Genomic DNA, 22,628 nt, shown 5'->3' with positions numbered 1-22,628 from the left:
ACACGGGGAGTGACGTTGTCAGTTCTCCGAGCGACGGAAGAGCAGATCGTGTACGAGGTGCCCCTTGTCGAGCCCCTGTCCCTCGAAGCGGGTCAGCGGCCGGAAGTCGGGTCGCGGAGCGAACCCGCCGTCGGGCCGGGTGTTCTCGAAGTCCGGGTGCGCGGTGAGCACTTCGAGCATCTGCTCGGCGTACGGCTCCCAGTCGGTCGCGCAGTGCAGCACGGCCCCGGGTGCCAGCCGGCTCGCGGCCAGTGTCAGGAACTCGGGCTGGATCAGCCGCCGCTTGTGGTGGCGGGCCTTCGGCCACGGGTCCGGGAAGTACACGCGCATCCCGGCCAGCGAGCCGGGCGCCAGCATCTCGCGCAGCAGGATGATCGCGTCGCCGTTGGCCACGCGGATGTTGGTGAGCCCGCTGCGCTCCGCGAGCGCGAGGAGGTTGCCCTGGCCGGGGGTGTGGACGTCCACGGCGAGGATGCCGGTGCCGGGATCGGCGGCGGCCATCTGCGCGGTGGCCTCACCCATGCCGAAGCCGATCTCCAGCACGACGGGCAGACCGTCGAAAAGCGCCTTCAGGTCGATGACCTCGTGGCCGTCGATGTCCAGGCCCCAGGTACCCCACAGGCGCCTCAGGGCTTCGCCCTGGCCGGTGGTGACCCGGCTGCGCCGGGGCTGGAAGCTCCGGATGCGCCGCTCGTGGTGCGAGCCGGCCGGATCCGGTGCGGGGCCGTCGGGGAAGCGGGGCTCGGTCCGCCACTTGGGGGGGACGTAGGAATTCGCCTCCGGCACGGTCTGCGGGGCGCTGGGCGGGGGGGTGAGGGACTCAGACACAATGCCCGGATTCTACGTCCCCGGGGCGCACCGGTCCTGCGGAGCCGGAGGCGTCCCGGGCCGGGCCGGGCGCGCGGTCAGGCCGAGCGCAGGGTCGTGAGGGCGCGGCGGGCGATCTCCCGGCCGATCGGGAGCGAGGCGGTCGCCGCGGGCGACGGGGCGTTGAGGACGTGGACCGTACGCGGGGCCTCCCGGATCAGGAAGTCGTCCACGAGGGTGCCGTCGCGCAGCACCGCCTGCGCGCGCACCCCGGCCGGGGCGGGGCGCAGGTCTGCGGGCGTGACGGCGGGCAGCAGCCGGCGCACCGCCCGGGTGAACGCCTGCTTCGACAGGGAGCGGTGGATCTCGCCCGCGCCGTAGCGCCAGTGCCGTGCGGCCATCCGCCAGGATCCGGGCCAGGCGAGCTCGTCCGCGAGGTCGCGGGGGCGCACGGTGGCCCAGCCGTAGCCTTCGCGGGCCAGCGCGGGCACGGCATTGGGGCCGACGTGGACGCTGCCGCCGACGCCCCGGGTCAGGTGCACCCCGAGGAAGGGGAAGGCCGGATCGGGGACCGGGTAGACCAGCCCGCGGACCAGTTCAGGACGGGCCAGGTCGTAGTACTCGCCGCGGAAGGGGATGATCCGCATCCCCGGGTCGTCCCCGGCCAGGCGGGCGATCCGGTCGCACTGGAGCCCCGCGCAGTTCACCAGGACCCGGGCCCTGACCACCAGGCCGGTGGTGGTGCGCACCGCCACCGCCGAGGCGCGGCGCGAGATCAGGTCCACCGCGCCGCCGTAGACGATCTCCGCTCCCGAGGCGTCGGCCAGTTGGGCGGTCACCGTGCCGTAGTCCGCGATGCCAGTGCTGCCCACGTGGATCGCGGCCAGGCCCCGCACCTCCGGTTCGTACTCCGCGATCTGGGCCGGACCCAGCTCGCGCACCGGGATGCCGTTCTCCCGGCCGCGCTGGACCAGGGCGTGCAGCCGAGGCAGTTCCTCGCGCTCCGTGGCGACGATCAGCTTGCCCGTCACCTCGTGGGCGATCCCGTGCTCCGCGCAGAACTTGACCATCTCGGCGCCGCCGCGCACCGCGAAGCGCGCCTTCAGGGATCCGGGGCGGTAGTAGATCCCGCTGTGGATCACGCCGCTGTTGCGCCCCGTCTGGTGCCGGGCCGGGCCGCTCTCCTTCTCCAGGACGACCACCCTGGTCCCCGGAGCCAGGCGCGACAGGGCATACGCCGTCGACAGGCCGACGATCCCGCCGCCGATCACCAGCACATCGCAGTCCACGCCGCCGCCCACCACGCTGACACCTCCCACCCCTGCATACTGCACCCCGCCACCGACAACGCGGCCACGCGGGTCCGCCCGGCCCTTCCGGGCCCCGCTTCCCGGCCGCCGTCTCCCCGGCCCCGCTTCCGGTCGGCTTCCTCCGGCTCCGCTTCCCGGCCCCGTTCCCCGGCTGGCTTCCCGGCCGCCGTTCCCCGGTCGGCTTCCTCCGGCTCACGGACCGTGCCGGCTCCGTGCCGCCGGTTCCATCCGGGTCGTCCGTTGCGCTCGACGGGCCCTACGCCGGCGCCACCAGCAGCGGCCGGGCCCGCTCCCGCAGCTCCACCACGCGGGGCTCGTCCCCGTACGGTTCCAGCCGGTGCAGCAGGTCCCGTACGTACTCGGTCGTCCGGGCCGAGGAGATCCTGCCCGCCACCTCCACCGCCCGGGTGCCCGCCGCGCACGCCGCGTCGAGATTGCCCGACTCCAGCTCGGCGACGGCGCTCACCACCAGCCGCAGCCCGTGCGACCGCACGTACTCCTCGGTGGGCCGGGACAGGGCCTGCTCGGTGAAGCGGCGGACCTGACGCGGGAGGTTGAGGTCCCGGTAGCATTCCGCCGCATCCGCCGCGAAACGGTCGTACGAGTAGAAACCGAGCCAGGTCGGATCCGGATCGCCGTCCCGTGCGCGCTCCAGCCAGCCCTCCGCCGCCCGCAGCGCCGCACCGGCTGCCGCCGAATCTCCCGCCTTCGCGTGCGCGCGGGCCTCGACCAGCCGGAAGAAGCTCATGGTGCGGGCGGTGGCCAGGCCGCGGTTGCGTTCGACGGCCGCCTGGGCGAGGTCCACGCCTTCGTCCGGGAAGTCGCGGTAGGTCGCCTGCAGGGACATCGACGCCAGGACGTACCCGCCGAGGGGGACGTCCGCGGCCGCCCGGGCCAGGCGCAGCGCCTGGATGTAGTAGCGCTGGGCCGCCTCCTGCTGGCCGGTGTCGAAGGCCATCCACCCGGCGAGCCGGGTCAGCTCGGCGGTCGCGCCGAAGAGCGCGCGTCCGACCTCATCGGTGTAGGCGCCGAGCAGCAGCGGGGCCGCGTCCACCCGCAGGCAGTCGGGCACCATGGACGAACGCCAGTCCCCGCCGCCGTACTTGGAGTCCCACCGGCGGGCGTCCTCGGCGGCCTCGCGCAGTTTCGCCACGTCGCTGTGGCCCACGCGCTGAGCGTGGTCGCGCGGCGTTTCGGCGCCGGGCCGGGCGGGCACAACGCTGGACGGCGGAGCCGGCAGCCCTGCCGCCGTGCCCGTCACGGGCCCCGTCGTCGGGCCCGTCGCGAGTCCTTCCGCGGGCCCTGTCGGCCTGCCGTGCCGACGCGGGTCCTGGGCCGGTGCGCCTTGGGCCGGTACGCCCTGGGCCGGTGCGCCCTGAGCCGAAGCGGTCGGCGTCGTCGTGGCCGGGGTGCCCGCGGCCGGACCGCCGTGCGGGGCGGCCCCGGGACCGGATTCGCCCTGGTGGGCGGCTCCGGGGGCGCCTCCGCGCGCCGAGGTGCCCTGAGGCGCGGCGCCGTGGGGCGCGGTGCCGGCCGCCGGATTCGCCCGTGCCGTCTTGCCGGAGGAGCCCGGCCCCGATGGCTCGCGCGCCACCGAACCGTCGGCGGGGGATATCAGCCACCGCGAGGCGGGCGTCGCGTACGCCGCCACCGAGAAGGACCCCGCGAGCGACTGCCAGATCCCGCCACCGCCGCGCCGTCCGGCGAGGTCCAGCCGGTAGAGGTCCGTGGCCGAACGCACCGCCGCACCCACGTCGCGCGGGAAGGCCAGACCGACCTCCGGCGCGGGATCCGCGTCCGCCAGTCCGATCTCGTGCAGCGGCACCGGCCGTCCCAGCTTCGCGCCGATGGCGGCCGCGATCAGATGGGGCGCGGCGCCCTGCGGCACCATCCCCTTCGACACCCACCGGGCCACCGACGTCTTGTCGTACCGCAGCGTCAGGCCGCGCTGCGCGCCGAGGTCGTTGACCCGGCGGGCCAGCCCGGCGTTGCTGATGCCCGCGAGGGCGAGGACGGCGCCGAGCTTCTCATTGGGCTCGCGGAGCTCCCTGGACATGCGCCACCCCTCGTCACACGCGGAACGCAGACGCCGCCGGGGCATAGGCGCCCGGCATTTCGTAAACCCAGCGTAGTTCCCCGCCTCCCAAGCGTTAAGGCCCTTACTTCCGTATGGCGGGATTGTTGTCCGTTTGCACAGTCGGGCCCCGGTCCGCCCTCGGGGCGCACGTGTCAGCGCGTGCTCCGTCCGTGTGGCCGTGCGCCCGCCCGTGCGCTCTGGCCGGTCCCCGGACCCGGCGATTCGATGTGCGGTGCGTGGGTCGGCCCACTGCGCGGACCGGGCGGGCCGGGGATGCCGCTGCCTCAATCCCCGCGGGTGGCGGAACGGTCCGGGGGGCGGATTCCGCCTCCCGGACCGCGCCCGCGCACCGCCGGCCCTGGGGCGGCGGAGGCTCGTGGTACGGCCGAAGAATGGCCGAAAGCGACCTGTGGGGTGGGTGGAACGGAACGCCAAATACCGCGTGGCGGGGGCGTGTTCGTTTGCATGTGCGCCCCCTTTGACTCCTCCCGTACGCCTCTCCCGTGGCAGCATGGACCCGAGCCACCCGGGGTCCCGCCGGCCGCGCCCTCAGCGCCGACCGTGCTGCCCGTGCCCCGGTCATGTGCCCACAGGCTGGGGAGGCGGCGGTGCGCTGGTTGGTGGGTTGGAGCAGTATCGCCGCGAGCTTCGGCACGGCCGGCCGCGTCTTCGGGCAGGCCGCCGGCCAACCGACCGGGCAGGTCCCCGGCCCGGGCTCGTACGGGGACACCTACGCCGGTCACCCGCGCGGCGGCGCCCCCCTGCGCGGCGGCATCGCGGACGCCGCCGACCGCGACGACCCCGGGGCGGACGCCGAGCGCACCGTCCACCCCGTCGGCGCCCAGCTGCTCTGGGGTGACCCCGACCCCCTCTGGGCCGTCGGCGACTGGCGCCCCGACGAGATCCGCACGCTCACCGCCGACCCCGCCGACCCCTTCACCCGGCTCGCCGTCCTCGGCTGCTGCGGCGCGACCGATGCCGAACTGCGCCGCGCCCTCTATGCCGCCCGCGGCGGCGCCCTGCGCCACCTCACCCAGTGGCCCGGCAGCTACACCGCCGTCGTCCAGGCCGGCCGCCGGATCACCGTCCTCGGCGACCTCGCGGGCGCGCGCCCCGTCTTCTACACCCCCTGGGCCAGCGGCACGGCCTACGCCACCGCCGCCCTCCCGCTCGCCGACCTCATCGAGGCGCAGCTCGACATCGGCCATCTCGCCGCCCTGCTGGCCTGCCCCGACAGCCCCGAGGCACTGGGCGACGGCACACCGTACGCCGGGGTCCGCCGCATCCCGCCCGGGCACGCGCTCATCCTGCGCGAGGGCTCCCGCGAGATCACCGGCTACGAACAGGTGGCTTCCCTCGCGGTGGCCGCGGCCGAGTCCGATCCCGACCGGGCGGTGGAGGGCGTACGCGTAGCACTGGTGGATGCCGTACGCGCCCGGCTCACGGCTCCCAGGCACGCCCCCGGCACACTGCCGCCCTACGATCCCGGGCCGGTGCCCGGCATGGGCCCCGCCGACCGGCGGGCCGCCCGGGGCGCCCCCGCGCCCGGGGTCGGCTCCGACCTCTCCGGTGGCAGCGCCTCTGCGACGCTCGCCCTGCTGGCCGCCGGCCTGCCGGGAGCCCCGGGCGCCCTGCAGAGCCCCGCCGGGGCCCGGCTGCTCGCCGTCACCTTCAACGATCTGGCGACCCCCCGGGGCCGCGAGGCCGAACTGGAGAGGGCCCATGCCATCGCGGCCGACCCGCGCCTGCACCACGTCGTCGTGGCCGCCGCCGAGGAAGCCCTCCCGTACGCCGAACTCGACGGCCCGCTGACAGACGAACCGGGACCCTCGCTGGTCTTCGCCGCCCGCGAGCGGCGGCGGCTGGCCGCCGGCTCCGCGGACCACTTCACCGGGCACGGCGCCCGCCAGGTCCTCGACGCCCACCCGGCCCGCATGGCCGACCTCCTGATGGACCGCCGGCGGCGCCACCTGCTGCGCCCGGTGGCGGCCCTGGCGCGCTCGGCCTCCGCCTCGGGGGAGTCGCTGCTGGTCCCGCTGACCGTGTACTCCGCGGCCCGGCGCCTGGCCCGTACCCCGTACCGCGCGGGCATGGAGGCCGCCGCCGCCCGGCTGCGCGAGGGGGCCGCCGCACCATGGGTGTCCGGCCCGGTGGACGCCTCGCTGGCCGCCCTGACGTGGTCCCGGCCCGGCCCGGCCGCGGGCTGGTTGACGGGCGAGGCACTGGCGGAAGTATCGATCCGGCTCACGGCCGCCGCCGGGCGCCCTCCCCTGTCGCTGCGGCCGGGCGAGGCCCGCGCCCGCGCGCTGCTCGCCCGGCACGCCGCGGACCACCGGGTCTTCGAACAGGCCGTGGAGGTTCGCAGCCAGCGCCTGCACGCCCCCTTCCTGGACAACCAGGTCGTACGGGCCGCCCGCGCCCTCCCCGAATCCCTGCGCGTCCAGCCCGGGGCCCGGGCCGCGATCCTGCGCAGCGTCCTCGCCTCCGCCGGGGTACGGGAACTCCCGCCGGGCTGGGGCGTCACGGCCCACACCCCGAACGAGACGGCGACCCGGCTGGGGCTGCGCGCCGCCCTGACCGAGCTGCTCTCGCTCTTCGCCTCGCCGCTGCTCGCGGACGCCGGACTGATCGAAGCCCGGGTCGTACGGCAGGCCCTGCTCGACGCGGCGGACGGCCGCCCGGTCCCGCTGGACGGGCTGGCGGAACTCGTCTCGATGGAGCTGTGGCTGCGCCGCCTCCTGGCCCGCCGCGGCACCTGCTGGACGGGCACCTCCACGACCCGCCGCCGCGCGGTCTCCACCGCTCCGCTCGAGACCCCCCTGGCCCAGCTCGCCCCCGGTGGCCCGCCGCGCTCCCTGCGCAGCGGTTCCTGAGGGGTCGCAGGGCGGGTCGGCGGCCGGGTCGGCGGGCGGGGGACCGGCTCGCGGGACAGAGGGGGAGCGGCGCAAGGGGGCGGCCGGAAAGACGGTCCCGTCGCGCGGCCGGTGCGCCGACGCCCGCACCGCGTACGGAGTCTCCGAGGAGGTGTCGAAGACGGCGCCGGTCTCCGCCAACCGCCATACCGCGCCGGGCCCTTAGGTCACCAGCAGTCGTACGGCCTCCTCGTCGCACAGGCCCGCGCCGCCGCCCTCGCCTCCCACGGCGCCGAGCGCGTGCCGGCAGGGCTTGGCGGGACCGTCGCGTGGCCGGCGGCCGACTCCGGCCCGGCCCGCCGAAGCCGTACGGGCTCGCGCGGGGCCACCGCCTGGCGTGCGGGCCATCCGTGCACGGTCCCCGCGGCGGCCGCGGGCGAGGCCGCTGCGGCGTGCGCCCGCGCCGACCTCGGGTGCGCCCGCGCCGGGCCCGGGTGCGCCCGCTCCACCACCCGGGAGGAGGCCGCTGGCGCAGCGCGCACCCCGGCCGCCCTGGTGGAAGGACTCACCGCCGACTGATCGCCACCGTCCATCGCCGCAGCCTGACCCCGGGCTCGCGGAGGCGGGCGGCCGATCACCGGCAGTCGATCACTGGCAGTCGATCACCGAGTCCGCCCAGCTCGCCAGCGTGGGCAGGCGGCCCGGACCGGCCTTCTCCACCACGAGCCGCACTGCCTCGTGCCCGGAAAGGGAGACCTGTACGGCCGCCGGGGGGTCCCCGTACCCGAGAGCGGCGGACCGCCACAGCCGCTGCCCGTCGGCGTACACGGCGAACCGCACCGAGCCGTCGGTGAACATCGACAGGCCGTCCACCCCGGCCCGCGCCGAAAAGGCCGTGCACTGCCGGTTGAGGGCGATCTCCACGGAGGAACGGGAGTTCACGGTGATCCCCTGCCCGAACCGCCGGTCGCCCACCTCCATGCCCCAGCGCTGCCAGACCCAGGTGCTGCGCCGGCTCTGGAGCTCCGGGCCGCATTGGTCCCCGAAGGCCGAGTGGGTCAGCCGGGCCAGCTGGAAGGCCCGCGGCTCCGGCGCAGGCGGCGGCGGGGCGAACCTGGACGGGGACGGGGATGGGGCCGGGGCCGGGGTCGGCCGGGGCGAAGGCGGAGCAGGAGCGGCGGAAGCGGGCGCGGGCGCAGGGGCCGCAGGAGCGGACGGGGCGGGAGCCGGAGCCTTGGGGGAGGGCGTGGTCCGCGCCGGCGGTACGGGGCCCTGCGCGCGCGCCGGCTCCGCCCCTGGCGGGCCCGGCTCCGGTGCGGCCGGGGCGGGAGCGTCCGGGACCACCGGAGCCACCGCGCTGGGAGCGGGCTTCGCCCGGGCCGCCGGCGCCTCGGCGTTGTCCCCGGCCAGCGCGAACACCACCCCGGCAGCCGCGGCGACCGCGATCCCGGCCGCGATGGCAGCCTTGGCCGGCATCGCGAGGCCCTCGGACACCACGGCGCCCCCGGCTCCGGCGCCCGACCCGCCCCCACCGGCGGCGCCCCCCGCCCCACCCGCGGCCCCCGCCCCACCCGCAGCGCCGGCCCCGGCGGCACCACCGGCGGCTCCGGCCCCCGGGGCCGACCCGCCGACGGCAGCCGCGGCCGCCCCGGCACCTCCGGCGGCGACGGCCCCGCCGGCCACCACACCGGCCGTCTTGGCCGCGTACCCGGCGGCGAACCAACCGATGACCGCGACCGGGAGCAGCGCGGGAATGCCCGCGTTGACGTCCTTGAGTTCCCTGGCGGCCAGCCGGCACTTCGCGCATTCCTCCAGGTGATTGCGCAGGCCCCGCTCCGCCCGCATTCGCAGCCCGCCGCGCGCGTAGGCGCCCAGCCGGTCCGCGTACCGCGCGCAGTCGCCGCCCTCGCTCAGCGCCGAACTGACATGGGCCTGCAGGTACGCCTGCCTGAGCCCCTCACGGGCCCGACCGGCCAATACCGCAGTCGCGTTGGGACTCAGCCCGAAGAGCGGCGCGATCGCACTCGGCGAAGCCTCCTCGACGGCTGTGTGCCACAGGACGGCCTGCCACCGCTCGGGCAGGCTCCGGAAGGCCCGCATCGCCAGCGCCTGCTCGGCCTCGCGCATCGCCTGCACGTCCGCGCCCAGTTCAAGGGTGTCGTCGCCGGACAGCCCGCCGAACCCGCCCAACGGGGTCAGCCCGGCGCAGGCGCCGCCCTCCGCGCCGGCGACCGCCTGTTCCGCGAAGACCGCGAAGTCCTCGACGAGGTGTTCGCGCCTGGCGGTCTTCGCCCAGACCGCGGCGACCCTGCGCACGGTGGTCAGCAGGTAGGCCCGCACCGACTGGTCCGGCCCGGCCCCGCCCCGTACCGCCTGGAGGGTGCGGGCGAACACCTCGGCCGTCAGGTCGTCGGCCGTGTGCCCGTCCCGGCAGCAGGTCCGCGCGTAGCGCCGTACGGTGCCGGCGTGCCGGCGGAACAGCTCCTCATAGGCACCGTCGTCCCCACCGCGCATCCGGGTGATCAAGTCGCCGTCGGAGGGCGGCAGCTCACCGCCGCTCCCCACCGCTCGGCGCCCGCCCGGTTCGCGCTGGGCCGGGACCTGCCGGGCGGCCAGGCCGGCCGCATCGCCTTCGCCTGCCGCGCCACCGGCACCGCGGTGTGGTTCCCGACCGTCAACGCCCATCGCGGAAGCTCCCGCATGATCCACTCAACCGGTACACCGATCAAGCGTGTCACACGGAGGGCGCGCGTCGAGGCGCTCCGCGCTCCATCCACTCGTCCGGGCACACTTCGGCGAACTGCCGTGCCCACGGCCGCGGATGGGAGCACGCGCTCCCGCGCCCGTCCTGCCCCGCACCCCGCCCGCGCCCTACACCGTGCGGGACCGGAGCCCTTCGAGCAGGATGTCGAGCAGCCGGGTGGAAGCCGCCGCCTGCTGCGCCGGGTCGGGCAGCGCGGGCGCCGCCGTCGCTATCACCAGCAGCACGTCGGCCACGGTGACGTCGGTCCGCAGCTCACCGGCCTCCCGGGCGCGGTCCACCATCCGCCCGACGACCTCCAGCAGCGCACCCGCACCCGCGTCGTCCAGGGGCTCGTCCCCGGCGGCGGGTCGCGAGCCCACGACGCGCAGATCGGGAGCCCCGCCGGTCGCGACGGCCTGACGCTGGTGCGGGACCCGCGCCACCTCGGCCTCCTCGGCGCCCTCCTCGGCGGCCGAGCCCACCCGGAGCACCTGCGGCGGCAGCAGCCGGCCGGCGCCCGAGGCCACCGAGGTGCGCAGGAAGCGCGACAGCGCCTGCCACGGCTCCTCCTCCTGGCCCAGCGCCGTCTGCGCCTGCTCGGTCAGCCGGGCGGTCTCCTCCTCGGCTATCCGCCGTACGAGGACGTCCTTGCTCGGGAAGCGCCGGTAGACGGTGCCGACACCGACCCGCGCGCGCCGTGCCACGTCCTCCATGGGAGCTCCGTAGCCGAGCTCCCCGAAGACCTCGCGGGCGGCGCGCAGGACGTGCTCCAGATTGCGCTGGGCGTCGACGCGCAGCGGCGTGGACCGGCCTACGCCGTGCGTGGTCGCGCCGGCGAGACCGCGACCGCTGCTCTCGACCGAGAGCGTGCTCGCAGAACCATGGAAATCGGAAATGTTCATATGTTTCCCCCGGTAATCATTTGTCTCCCCCCGGAGACGCTCCCCGCCTTCACGTCGAGGGGGCCACGGTCAAGTGGGCCCGGTCCTGGTCCTCGACGGGTTACGAACATAGTTGAGCCAGAGTCAATTCAGAAGAGGGAGCCCCCGACGGAGCACCGCCCGATCGGAGCATTCACCTCCACTTTTCCGTCCGACGCCCTCGGAATCGCCCCCTCCGCCTGCTCTGACCTGCACCTCTCCACTCCCGTGCGAGGTCCGCTTCCACCCCGTCCCGGCCCCGCTTCCGGTCACACAATTTGCTCGGCCTGTGGACAAACTCCCGGCCACGATGCGTCATGGGGTGGTGAAGGCTGCTAACTCCCGGGGCACGGCCCCCGGTACCCCGCCCCGCACGCGCATCCTGATCGTCGGCGGCGGCTACGTCGGCATGTACACGGCGCTACGGCTCCAGCGGAAGCTGAGAACCGGCGAAGCCGAGGTCACGGTGGTCACGCCCGAGCCCTACATGACCTACCAGCCCTTCCTCCCGGAGGCGGCCGCCGGCTCCATCTCCCCGCGCCACGTCGTCGTCCCGCTGCGCCGCGTCCTCGACAAGTGCCGCATCGTCATCGGCGAGGCCGAGCGCATCGACCACGCCAAGCGCACGGCGACGATCAGCACCCTCGCCACCGAGGAAGAGGGCGCAGGCCCCGTGGAGATCGAGTACGACGAACTCGTCCTCGCCCCCGGCTCCGTCTCCCGCACGCTCCCCGTCCCGGGCCTCGCCGACTACGGCATCGGGTTCAAGACCGTCGAGGAAGCCATCGGCCTGCGCAACCACGTCATCGAACAGATGGACATCGCCTCCTCCACCCGCGACCCCGGCATCCGCGACGCGGCCCTCACCTTCGTCTTCGTCGGCGGCGGCTACGCGGGCGTCGAAGCCCTCGGCGAACTGCAGGACATGGCGCGCTACGCCGCCCGGTACTACCACAACCTCAAGGCCGAGGACATGAAGTGGATCCTGGTGGAGGCCAGCAACCGGATCCTCCCCGAGGTCGGCCCCGAAATGGGCGTCTACACGGTCCGTGAACTGCGCCGCCGCAACATCGACGTCCGCCTGGAAACCCGCCTCGACTCCTGCGAGAACCGCGTCGCCGTCCTCAGCGACGGCTCGCGCTTCCCCACCCGCACCGTCGTCTGGACCGCGGGCGTCAAACCGCACCCCGTCCTGGCCGCCTCGGACCTGCCGAGGAACGAGCGCGGCCGCCTGGCGTGCACCGCCTTCCTCACCGTCGAGGGCGTGGAGCACGCCTGGGCCGCCGGCGACGCCGCGGCCGTCCCCGACATCACGGCCGCCGAACCCGGACGCGAATGCGCCCCCAACGCCCAGCACGCCGTCCGCCAGGCCAGGGCGCTGGCCGACAACCTGATCGCCGCCCTGCGCGACGAGGTCCTCACCGAGTACGCCCACAAGTACGCCGGATCCGTCGCCTCCCTCGGCCTTCACCAGGGCGTGGCCCACATCTACGGCCGCAAGCTCAAGGGCTACCCCGCCTGGTTCATGCACCGCGCCTACCACCTCAGCCGCGTCCCCACCTTCAACCGCAAGATGCGCGTTCTTGCGGAATGGACCCTCTCAGGTCTTTTCAAGCGGGAGATCGTCTCCCTAGGCTCACTCGAACACCCCAGGGCAGAATTCGAACTCGCCGCAGGCGGCGGCCCCAAGGACCCACCATCGAAACCCGCCCCCAACCCCCCGAAGGACAGTCAGGACTGACGTTGTCAGTGCGCTCGGCCACACTGGACGTGTGACCATTGGTGGGCTCACACCTGCACAGAGTGACAACAGTCCAGTCAGCGACCGACCATCCGGGGGAACCTCCCAGCGGCAGCTGGGGGAGACACAGCGACCGCTTGCGACACCACGAGGCTTGAACGCAGTGAACTTCACGCGCTGGAGCGCCCGGTTCCCCGGAACGCAGCGCCGCGCCGCCGTCCGGACCGAACACGCCGCCGCCCAGGCCAAGCGGGGTGAAGGCTCCGTCCCGGCGGCCCGCGGCGGCCGCGCCGACCCCGGAGGCGAGCGGTCCACCCCCGCCGTGGACGGCCATCCGGCCGACCCCACGGTCCGCGGCACCGGCAGCGGCTCCGGCGCCACCCCGGCCGTCGCCCCCACCCGCCGCACGGGCGCCCTCACCGCCGTGCCCTCCCCCGACGAGCTCTCCGTACGCGAGGTCCTCGGCCGGCTCCCGGCCCTGGTCGCCCTCGTCCACGGCCCCGAGCACCGCGTCGCCTACGTCAACGACGCCTACACGGCCGGCTTCGGCGCCCGCGACCCCGGCGCGCCCGCCCACGAGACCCTGCCCGAACTGCGCGAGCTCGGCCTGCTCCCGCTCCTCGACCAGGTCCAGCGCAGCGGCCGGCCCCGTACCGCCAAGAACCGCACCGCACCCGGCGGCACCAGCACGTACACGGTCGCCTGCACCCCGGTGGAATTCCCCAGGACCGACGCCCCGGGCGGCCCCGACCCGCACCACACCGGCGTCCTGATCCACCTCGCCGACGTCACCGACCACGCCGAAGCCGTCGAAAGGCTCCGCGCCAGCGAACGCCGCCAGCGCGAGGCCGCCGTCACCCTCCAGCGCTCCCTCCTCCCCCAGGAGCTCGAACAGCCAGACGACCTGCGCGTCGCCGCCACCTACCAGCCCGGCGGCACCGAGGCGGCCGTCGGCGGCGACTGGTACGACGTCATCACCCTCGGCGCCGGGCGCACCGCACTCGTCATTGGCGACGTGATGGGCCGCGGCGTCCGCGCCGCCGCCGTCATGGGCCAGCTGCGCACCGCCGTCCGCGCCTACGCCCGCCTCGACCTGCCCCCGCACGAGGTGCTCCAGCTCCTCGACGGGCTCGCCGCCGAGATCGACGCCAGCCAGATCGCCACCTGCGTCTACGCCGTCCACGACCCCAGCGAGGGCCTGCTCGCCTACGCCTCCGCCGGCCACCTTCCGATCCTGGTCCGCGACGAGGACGGCACCGTGCGCCGCGCCGCCGACCCCACCGGACCGCCGCTCGGCACCGGCGGCTGGCTGCACACCTCCGGCACCATCGCGCTCGGCCCCGGCTGCACCGCCGTCCTCTACACCGACGGCCTGGTCGAGCGCCGCGGCGAGGACATCGACGAAGGAGTCGCCGCCCTCGAACGCGCCCTCTCCGGAGCCCAGGGCAGCCCGGCCGTGATCTGCGACCGGCTGATGCGCGCCCTCGGGGTGGATGCCGACCACGACGACGACGTCGCGGTGATGGTCCTCCAGCAGCCCGCCCGCACCGGCTCCGATGCCGAGCTCTTCCACAACGCCGCGCTGGAACTCCTCGGCGGCATCGAAGCGGCCCCGCGCGCCCGCGCCTTCGCGCAGGGCGTCCTCGCTTCCTGGCGCTTCCCCGTCGAGCTGTGCGACCTGGGCGTCCTCGCCGCGAGCGAGCTCGTCGCGAATTCCCTGCAACACGGCACGCCGCCCATGCGCCTGCGGCTGCGCCGCACCGACCGCCGCCTGATCATCGAGGTCACCGACGGGGACGACCACCTCCCGCGCCGCCGCCGCGCCGAACCGGGCGACGAAACCGGCCGCGGCATCTCCATCGTGGCCACCATCGCCTCGTCCTGGGGCACGCGCCGCACCCCGGGCGGCGGCAAGGCCGTCTGGTGCGAGTTCGCCCTGCCGGACAAGTAGCCGGGCACGACGGAAGGCCCCGGTCCACACGGACCGGGGCCTTCCCTCGTACCACCACATCTCTTACGCGTGCACGGACTGCGCGGGGACGGACGTGACAGGAGCGGCCTTGACCGCGGCGGACGGCCCGCCCTGCGCCACCACCCTGGTCAGCGAGGGGTTGTCCTGCACCGGGCTCAGCTGCCGGCCGAGCCGCAGCCCCAGCCAGGAGATCCCGAGCGACACCAGCACGAAGCTCCCGATGTACAGCATCGGAACGCCCGCCCCGAGCGGCACCCCGAGGGGCCCCAGCGCCAGCGCCATCTGCTTGACCAGCGCGAAGGCCGAGTTGTACTGGCCAACGGAACCCTCAGGAGCCAGATCGGCCACCAGCGGCGCCAGCGTCGGTGAGAGCATGGCCTCGCCGATGCCGAAGAGCCCGTAGGTGGTGACGAAGGCGGCGGCGGCCATCACGGCGCTGCCGTGCCCCAGCCCGGAGAACCCGGCGATGACCCACGCCACGGTCCAGATGAGCCCGACTGCGGCGATCACGCGGGACCGGCGCCGCTTCTCGACCAGCCGCAGCACGACGAACTGCGCGAGCACGATGGCACCGGTGTTGGCGGCCAGCGCGAAACCGAGCGTGGAGGGGGAGATCCCCGCGGCCTCGGTGCCGAAAGCGGCCAGACCCGACTCGAACTGTCCGTAGCAGGCGAAGAAGATAACGAAGCCCAGCACCAGCAGCTTGACCATGGCCCGGTGCCCCAGCAGTCCCTTCCAGCCGCCGCCGGCCCCGGCGGAATCCCGCGGCACGGCGTCCTTGATGACCGGCGCGTGCGGCAGCCTCACGGTCAGGACGACCCCCGCCAGCACCAGGAACATCACGGCCTCGATGCCGAACAGCAGCGTGAAGCTCGCGGGCCGGCTCTCGTCGACGATCTGGCCGCCGATGAGGCCGCCGATGCCCAGGCCCAGGTTCTGCATGAAGAACTGGAGCGCGAAGGCCCGGGTCCGGGTGGACGGCGTGGAGCACCAGACGATCATCGTGGCGAGCGCCGGCTGCATCACGGCCTGCCCCGCGCCGAGCGTCAGGGCCGACAGCAGGATGGGCACGATCCCGGTGGACAGCCCGAGGGAGAGCGCGCCGACGGAGGCCGCGACGGCCGCCCCGATGACGACCGGCACGGGACCACGACGGTCGATGACCCGGCCGGTGAGGGGCAGCGCGACGAGAGCGCCGAGGGCGAAGGCCACGAACGCGCTCGTGGCGGCCATGGAACCGAGACCTCGCACCTGCGCCACATAGATGTAGAGGAACGGAACCGTGAAACCGATGCCGAACGCGGTCAGCGCGTTGCCGGCCTGGATCCGCCGCATCGCAGCGCCCATCACCTTGGTCACTTCTCACCCGTCCTTGAGAGCTGAAGACTGAAGACTTCATACCTAAACTTCGATCCTTAACTCTACACACCGAAGGAGTTAGACGCCAACGGGCCTCATGCGATACTTCGACCCATGGGTGACACCCCCGACGGCACTACGCCCGTCCACGAGCCGAGCCTCGATGAGCAGATCGCCGTCTACCAGCGCGAGTTCCAGGACCTCGACCCCCAGGTCGAGAAGGTCGTGTCGGCACTGAGCCGTCTGAACCGCCGCATGAACGTCGCGTACGGGCGCCAGACCGCGGCCCTCGGCATCAGCAACGCCGAGTGGGAGGTCCTCAAGGCCCTCGTCATCTCCGGATCCCCGTACCGGATGGGCCCGAGCGAGCTGGCGAAGCAGCTGGGCCTCACGCCGGCGGCGATGACCCACCGGATCGACCGCATGACGGCGGAGGGGCTGGTGACGCGCGAGCGGGACGAGTCCAACCGGGTCCGCGTGATCGTGGAGCTCACGGACGAGGGCCGCAGCAAGTGGCTGGACGCGATGCGCGCGGCCACGGTCTTCGAGGAGGACCTCCTACAGGACCTCTCGACCGGGGAGCGCGGGCTCCTGGGCGACATGCTCACCCGGCTGCTGGACCGGGTGGAAGACCTCCAGTCACCCAGCTGACCCGCGGGTTTGACACCGTGGCCACGGATCCGTAAGGTTCTTCGAGTTGTCCCAGAGCCGGAAGGTTCTGACGACGACGCATCCCGCCGCCTCGTTGCGGCAACCAACTCAGCACGATCTCCCACCGGGAACGAATTCGGCGTGCCCGAATTCATTTCCGAAGGCCGATTATCGGTCGCTGCGGAAATCAGCTAGAGTTCAGGAGTCGGAAGGGCCCAACAGCCCGGAAGGCAAACCCCGCTGACTGGGGGTCAGGCCCGAAAGAGTCTGATAGAGTCGGAAACGCAAGACAGCAGAACAGAACGAAGCCCGGAGGAAAGCCCCAGTAGTGATACTGCGGTGAGTACAAAGGAAGCGTCCGTTCCTTGAGAACTCAACAGCGTGCCAAAAATCAACGCCAAAAGTTGATACCCCGTCCATTTCGGTGGATGAGGTTCCTTTGAAAAAGACCTGTGGGGCTCCGGTTTCGGGGTGCTTGCAGGCGATTACACAGCGAGGACGTTGTGGCGCGTCGGTCTTATTCCGACCTGATGTGCCCGCTCTAAGTGATGTGTGCACCCGATTACGGGTAAACATTCATGGAGAGTTTGATCCTGGCTCAGGACGAACGCTGGCGGCGTGCTTAACACATGCAAGTCGAACGATGAAGCCCTTCGGGGTGGATTAGTGGCGAACGGGTGAGTAACACGTGGGCAATCTGCCCTTCACTCTGGGACAAGCTCTGGAAACGGGGTCNCGCGAAAGCGAAGAACTGGAAAGCGAAACCCGCTTCGACCGGGAATCGGACACGAAAGAGTCTGATAGAGTCGGAAACGCAAGACAGCAGAACAGAACGAAGCCCGGAGGAAAGCCTCAGTAGTGATACTGCGGTGAGTACAAAGGAAGCGTCCGTTCCTTGAGAACTCAACAGCGTGCCAAAAATCAACGCCAAAAGTTGATACCCCGTCCATTTCGGTGGATGAGGTTCCTTTGAAAAAGACCTGTAGGGCTCCGGTTTCGGGGTGCTTGCAGGCGATTACACAGCGAGGACGTTGTGGCGCGTCGGTCTTATTCCGACCTGATGTGCCCGCTCTAAGTGATGTGTGCACCCGATTACGGGTAAACATTCATGGAGAGTTTGATCCTGGCTCAGGACGAACGCTGGCGGCGTGCTTAACACATGCAAGTCGAACGATGAAGCCCTTCGGGGTGGATTAGTGGCGAACGGGTGAGTAACACGTGGGCAATCTGCCCTTCACTCTGGGACAAGCCCTGGAAACGGGGTCTAATACCGGATAATACTCCTGCCTGCATGGGTGGGGGTTGAAAGCTCCGGCGGTGAAGGATGAGCCCGCGGCCTATCAGCTTGTTGGTGGGGTAATGGCCCACCAAGGCGACGACGGGTAGCCGGCCTGAGAGGGCGACCGGCCACACTGGGACTGAGACACGGCCCAGACTCCTACGGGAGGCAGCAGTGGGGAATATTGCACAATGGGCGAAAGCCTGATGCAGCGACGCCGCGTGAGGGATGACGGCCTTCGGGTTGTAAACCTCTTTCAGCAGGGAAGAAGCGAAAGTGACGGTACCTGCAGAAGAAGCGCCGGCTAACTACGTGCCAGCAGCCGCGGTAATACGTAGGGCGCAAGCGTTGTCCGGAATTATTGGGCGTAAAGAGCTCGTAGGCGGCTTGTCACGTCGGATGTGAAAGCCCGAGGCTTAACCTCGGGTCTGCATTCGATACGGGCTAGCTAGAGTGTGGTAGGGGAGATCGGAATTCCTGGTGTAGCGGTGAAATGCGCAGATATCAGGAGGAACACCGGTGGCGAAGGCGGATCTCTGGGCCATTACTGACGCTGAGGAGCGAAAGCGTGGGGAGCGAACAGGATTAGATACCCTGGTAGTCCACGCCGTAAACGTTGGGAACTAGGTGTTGGCGACATTCCACGTCGTCGGTGCCGCAGCTAACGCATTAAGTTCCCCGCCTGGGGAGTACGGCCGCAAGGCTAAAACTCAAAGGAATTGACGGGGGCCCGCACAAGCAGCGGAGCATGTGGCTTAATTCGACGCAACGCGAAGAACCTTACCAAGGCTTGACATATACCGGAAAGCATTAGAGATAGTGCCCCCCTTGTGGTCGGTATACAGGTGGTGCATGGCTGTCGTCAGCTCGTGTCGTGAGATGTTGGGTTAAGTCCCGCAACGAGCGCAACCCTTGTCCTGTGTTGCCAGCATGCCCTTCGGGGTGATGGGGACTCACAGGAGACCGCCGGGGTCAACTCGGAGGAAGGTGGGGACGACGTCAAGTCATCATGCCCCTTATGTCTTGGGCTGCACACGTGCTACAATGGCCGGTACAATGAGCTGCGATACCGTGAGGTGGAGCGAATCTCAAAAAGCCGGTCTCAGTTCGGATTGGGGTCTGCAACTCGACCCCATGAAGTCGGAGTTGCTAGTAATCGCAGATCAGCATTGCTGCGGTGAATACGTTCCCGGGCCTTGTACACACCGCCCGTCACGTCACGAAAGTCGGTAACACCCGAAGCCGGTGGCCCAACCCGTAAGGGAGGGAGCTGTCGAAGGTGGGACTGGCGATTGGGACGAAGTCGTAACAAGGTAGCCGTACCGGAAGGTGCGGCTGGATCACCTCCTTTCTAAGGAGCACAGTACCGATTGCAGACAAATGTTCTGCACGGTCAGCTCATGGGTGGAACGTTGATTATTTGGCACGGTTTCCTGGATGGATCACGAGTACTGCTTCGGCGTGGAAAGTGACTCACTGATGGGGGATCGTGCCTGGCACGTTGTTGGGTGTCTGAGGGTACGGCCGTAAAGGTTGTGTCTTCACGCCGGCCCCAGTGAACTTGTTCCGTATGGAGCAGGGTGATGGGTGGCTGGTCGTTGTTTGAGAACTACACAGTGGACGCGAGCATCTGTGGCCAAGTTTTTAAGGGCGCACGGTGGATGCCTTGGCACCAGGAACCGATGAAGGACGTGAGAGGCCGCGATAGGCCCCGGGGAGCTGCCAACTGAGCTTTGATCCGGGGGTGTCCGAATGGGGAAACCCGGCAGTCGTCATGGGCTGTCACCCACTGCTGAACACATAGGCAGTGTGGAGGGAACGCGGGGAAGTGAAACATCTCAGTACCCGCAGGAAGAGAAAACAACCGTGATTCCGGGAGTAGTGGCGAGCGAAACCGGATGAGGCCAAACCGTATGCGTGTGATACCCGGCAGGGGTTGCGTATACGGGGTTGTGGGAATTCTTTTGACCGGTCTGCCGGCCGGTCGGCGAGTCAGAAACCGTTGATGTAGTCGAAGGACATGCGAAAGGTCCGGCGTAGAGGGTAAGACCCCCGTAGACGAAACATCAGCGGCTTGCTTAAGAATCTCCCAAGTAGCACGGGGCCCGAGAAATCCCGTGTGAATCTGGCGGGACCACCCGCTAAGCCTAAATATTCCCTGGTGACCGATAGCGGATAGTACCGTGAGGGAATGGTGAAAAGTACCGCGGGAGCGGAGTGAAATAGTACCTGAAACCGTGTGCCTACAAGCCGTGGGAGCGTCGCTCATTGGGTTTACCCAATGGGTCGTGACTGCGTGCCTTTTGAAGAATGAGCCTGCGAGTTAGCGGTGTGTAGCGAGGTTAACCCGTGTGGGGAAGCCGTAGCGAAAGCGAGTCCGAATAGGGCGTTTGAGTTGCACGCTCTAGACCCGAAGCGGAGTGATCTAGCCATGGGCAGGTTGAAGCGGAGGTAAGACTTCGTGGAGGACCGAACCCACCAGGGTTGAAAACCTGGGGGATGACCTGTGGTTAGGGGTGAAAGGCCAATCAAACTCCGTGATAGCTGGTTCTCCCCGAAATGCATTTAGGTGCAGCGTCGTGTGTTTCTTGCCGGAGGTAGAGCACTGGATAGGCGATGGGCCCTACCGGGTTACTGACCTTAGCCAAACTCCGAATGCCGGTAAGTGAGAGCACGGCAGTGAGACTGTGGGGGATAAGCTCCATGGTCGAGAGGGAAACAGCCCAGAGCATCGACTAAGGCCCCCAAGCGTACGCTAAGTGGGAAAGGATGTGGAGTCGCAGAGACAACCAGGAGGTTGGCTTAGAAGCAGCCACCCTTGAAAGAGTGCGTAATAGCTCACTGGTCAAGTGATTCCGCGCCGACAATGTAGCGGGGCTCAAGCGTACCGCCGAAGTCGTGTCATTGCAGCAATAGGGCCAACGCCCGCTGTGATGGGTAGGGGAGCGTCGTGTGCCGGGTGAAGCAGCAGCGGAAGCTAGTTGTGGACGGTTCACGAGTGAGAATGCAGGCATGAGTAGCGATACACACGTGAGAAACGTGTGCGCCGATTGACTAAGGGTTCCTGGGTCAAGCTGATCTGCCCAGGGTAAGTCGGGACCTAAGGCGAGGCCGACAGGCGTAGTCGATGGACAACCGGTTGATATTCCGGTACCCGCTTTGAAACGCCCAATATCGAATCCATTAATGCTAAGGCCGTGAAGCCGTTCCGGAGCCTTCGGGCAAGGGAAAGTGGTGGAGCCGCCGATCCAAGGTGGTAGTAGGTAAGCGATGGGGTGACGCAGGAAGGTAGTCCAGCCCGGGCGGTGGTTGTCCCGGGGTAAGGGTGTAGGCCGAGGGGTAGGCAAATCCGTCCCTCATTAAGGCTGAGACCTGATGCCGAGCCGATTGTGGTGAAGTGGATGATCCTATGCTGTCGAGAAAAGCCTCTAGCGAGTTTCATGGCGGCCCGTACCCTAAACCGACTCAGGTGGTCAGGTAGAGAATACCGAGGCGTTCGGGTGAACTATGGTTAAGGAACTCGGCAAAATGCCCCCGTAACTTCGGGAGAAGGGGGGCCATCACTGGTGATCGGATTTACTCCGTGAGCTGGGGGTGGCCGCAGAGACCAGCGAGAAGCGACTGTTTACTAAAAACACAGGTCCGTGCGAAGCCGTAAGGCGATGTATACGGACTGACGCCTGCCCGGTGCTGGAACGTTAAGGGGACCGGTTAGTGCGCTTTCGGGCGTGCGAAGCTGAGAACTTAAGCGCCAGTAAACGGCGGTGGTAACTATAACCATCCTAAGGTAGCGAAATTCCTTGTCGGGTAAGTTCCGACCTGCACGAATGGCGTAACGACTTCTCGACTGTCTCAACCATAGGCCCGGTGAAATTGCACTACGAGTAAAGATGCTCGTTTCGCGCAGCAGGACGGAAAGACCCCGGGACCTTTACTATAGTTTGATATTGGTGTTCGGTTCGGCTTGTGTAGGATAGGTGGGAGACTTTGAAGCGGCCACGCCAGTGGTTGTGGAGTCGCCGTTGAAATACCACTCTGGTCGTGCTGGATGTCTAACCTCGGTCCGTGATCCGGATCAGGGACAGTGTCTGATGGGTAGTTTAACTGGGGCGGTTGCCTCCTAAAGAGTAACGGAGGCGCCCAAAGGTTCCCTCAGCCTGGTTGGCAATCAGGTGTTGAGTGTAAGTGCACAAGGGAGCTTGACTGTGAGACCGACGGGTCGAGCAGGGACGAAAGTCGGGACTAGTGATCCGGCGGTGGCTTGTGGAAGCGCCGTCGCTCAACGGATAAAAGGTACCCCGGGGATAACAGGCTGATCTTCCCCAAGAGTCCATATCGACGGGATGGTTTGGCACCTCGATGTCGGCTCGTCGCATCCTGGGGCTGGAGTCGGTCCCAAGGGTTGGGCTGTTCGCCCATTAAAGCGGTACGCGAGCTGGGTTTAGAACGTCGTGAGACAGTTCGGTCCCTATCCGCTGTGCGCGTAGGAATATTGAGAAGGGCTGTCCCTAGTACGAGAGGACCGGGACGGACGAACCTCTGGTGTGCCAGTTGTCCTGCCAAGGGCATGGCTGGTTGGCTACGTTCGGGAGGGATAACCGCTGAAAGCATCTAAGCGGGAAGCCTGCTTCGAGATGAGTATTCCCACCTCCTTGAGAGGGTAAGGCTCCCAGTAGACGACTGGGTTGATAGGCCAGATGTGGAAGCCCGGTAACGGGTGAAGCTGACTGGTACTAATAGGCCGAGGGCTTGTCCTCAGTTGCTCGCGTCCACTGTGTTAGTTCTGAAATAACGAACAGCTGTGTTTTCATCCAGCGTTCAAATTTCATAGTGTTTCGGTGGTCATAGCGTTAGGGAAACGCCCGGTTACATTCCGAACCCGGAAGCTAAGCCTTTCAGCGCCGATGGTACTGCAGG

At 69.7% G+C, this 22,628-nt stretch carries 11 protein-coding genes and 3 rRNA genes; 7 read left to right on the top strand and 7 right to left on the bottom strand.

The features are described from left to right. Positions 1-18 precede the first annotated feature (18 nt). From trmB to AMK16_RS37260, 3 genes are all read right to left on the bottom strand, one after another. Positions 19-786 carry a tRNA (guanosine(46)-N7)-methyltransferase TrmB gene (gene trmB, locus AMK16_RS17390; protein ID WP_107417184.1) on the bottom strand — a complete coding sequence of 256 codons (768 nt, stop codon included), beginning with the start codon at positions 784-786 and terminating at the stop codon, positions 19-21. Between the two features lie 119 nt (positions 787-905). After that, positions 906-2,141, bottom strand: a complete 1,236-nt coding sequence (gene lhgO, locus AMK16_RS17385) for an L-2-hydroxyglutarate oxidase (protein ID WP_073916344.1) — start codon at positions 2,139-2,141, stop codon at positions 906-908. 232 nt (positions 2,142-2,373) lie between these two features. Further along, positions 2,374-4,173: a sporulation protein gene (locus AMK16_RS37260; RefSeq protein WP_242438778.1), complete on the bottom strand. Its 1,800-nt coding sequence runs from the start codon at positions 4,171-4,173 to the stop codon at positions 2,374-2,376. 629 nt (positions 4,174-4,802) lie between these two features. Here AMK16_RS37260 and AMK16_RS17370 point away from each other — a divergent pair. Further along, a complete protein-coding gene (locus AMK16_RS17370) occupies positions 4,803-7,067 on the top strand; it encodes an asparagine synthase-related protein (RefSeq protein ID WP_443333575.1) in 2,265 nt (754 codons plus the stop codon). A gap of 201 nt (positions 7,068-7,268) precedes the next feature. Here AMK16_RS17370 and AMK16_RS35805 read toward each other — a convergent pair whose 3' ends face one another. From AMK16_RS35805 to AMK16_RS17360, 3 genes are all read right to left on the bottom strand, one after another. Beyond that, a complete protein-coding gene (locus AMK16_RS35805; protein WP_143196827.1) occupies positions 7,269-7,454 on the bottom strand; it encodes a hypothetical protein in 186 nt (61 codons plus the stop codon). A 240-nt stretch (positions 7,455-7,694) separates the two neighbouring features. Next, positions 7,695-9,731: a sigma-70 family RNA polymerase sigma factor gene (locus tag AMK16_RS17365; protein ID WP_073916341.1), complete on the bottom strand. Its 2,037-nt coding sequence runs from the start codon at positions 9,729-9,731 to the stop codon at positions 7,695-7,697. A 186-nt stretch (positions 9,732-9,917) separates the two neighbouring features. Continuing rightward, positions 9,918-10,691 (bottom strand): TetR/AcrR family transcriptional regulator, encoded by a 774-nt coding sequence (locus AMK16_RS17360; RefSeq protein WP_073916337.1) that lies wholly within the window; start codon positions 10,689-10,691, stop codon positions 9,918-9,920. A gap of 328 nt (positions 10,692-11,019) precedes the next feature. Here AMK16_RS17360 and AMK16_RS17355 point away from each other — a divergent pair, with 328 nt between their 5' ends. Then, positions 11,020-12,450: an NAD(P)/FAD-dependent oxidoreductase gene (locus tag AMK16_RS17355; RefSeq protein WP_073916333.1), complete on the top strand. Its 1,431-nt coding sequence runs from the start codon at positions 11,020-11,022 to the stop codon at positions 12,448-12,450. 163 nt (positions 12,451-12,613) lie between these two features. After that, entirely contained in the window at positions 12,614-14,401 is a 1,788-nt protein-coding gene (locus AMK16_RS17350; protein ID WP_073916329.1) for an ATP-binding SpoIIE family protein phosphatase, read from the top strand. Positions 14,402-14,464: 63 nt separating this feature from the next. On the opposite strand, the gene AMK16_RS17345 is transcribed toward AMK16_RS17350, so the two are convergent. Continuing rightward, entirely contained in the window at positions 14,465-15,781 is a 1,317-nt protein-coding gene (locus AMK16_RS17345) for an MFS transporter (RefSeq protein ID WP_073916325.1), read from the bottom strand. A 114-nt stretch (positions 15,782-15,895) separates the two neighbouring features. On the opposite strand from AMK16_RS17345, the gene AMK16_RS17340 reads away from it, so the two are divergent. The 4 genes from AMK16_RS17340 to rrf all read left to right on the top strand — a co-directional run. Next, complete coding sequence (locus AMK16_RS17340; RefSeq protein WP_073916320.1) at positions 15,896-16,432, top strand: MarR family winged helix-turn-helix transcriptional regulator; 537 nt, start codon at positions 15,896-15,898, stop codon at positions 16,430-16,432. 1,105 nt (positions 16,433-17,537) lie between these two features. Continuing rightward, positions 17,538-19,062 (top strand): 16S ribosomal RNA (locus AMK16_RS17330). Between the two features lie 283 nt (positions 19,063-19,345). Further along, positions 19,346-22,468, top strand: a 23S ribosomal RNA gene (locus tag AMK16_RS17325). Positions 22,469-22,545: 77 nt separating this feature from the next. Beyond that, positions 22,546-22,628, top strand: a 5S ribosomal RNA gene (gene rrf / locus AMK16_RS17320); the annotation flags it as partial.

It is taken from the genome of Streptomyces sp. CB00455 (assembly GCF_001905445.1).
In the GTDB taxonomy this organism is placed as follows: domain Bacteria; phylum Actinomycetota; class Actinomycetes; order Streptomycetales; family Streptomycetaceae; genus Streptomyces.
Note: the sequence above shows the minus strand (reverse complement) of the source record. Positions and strands in the feature narration are given on the sequence as shown.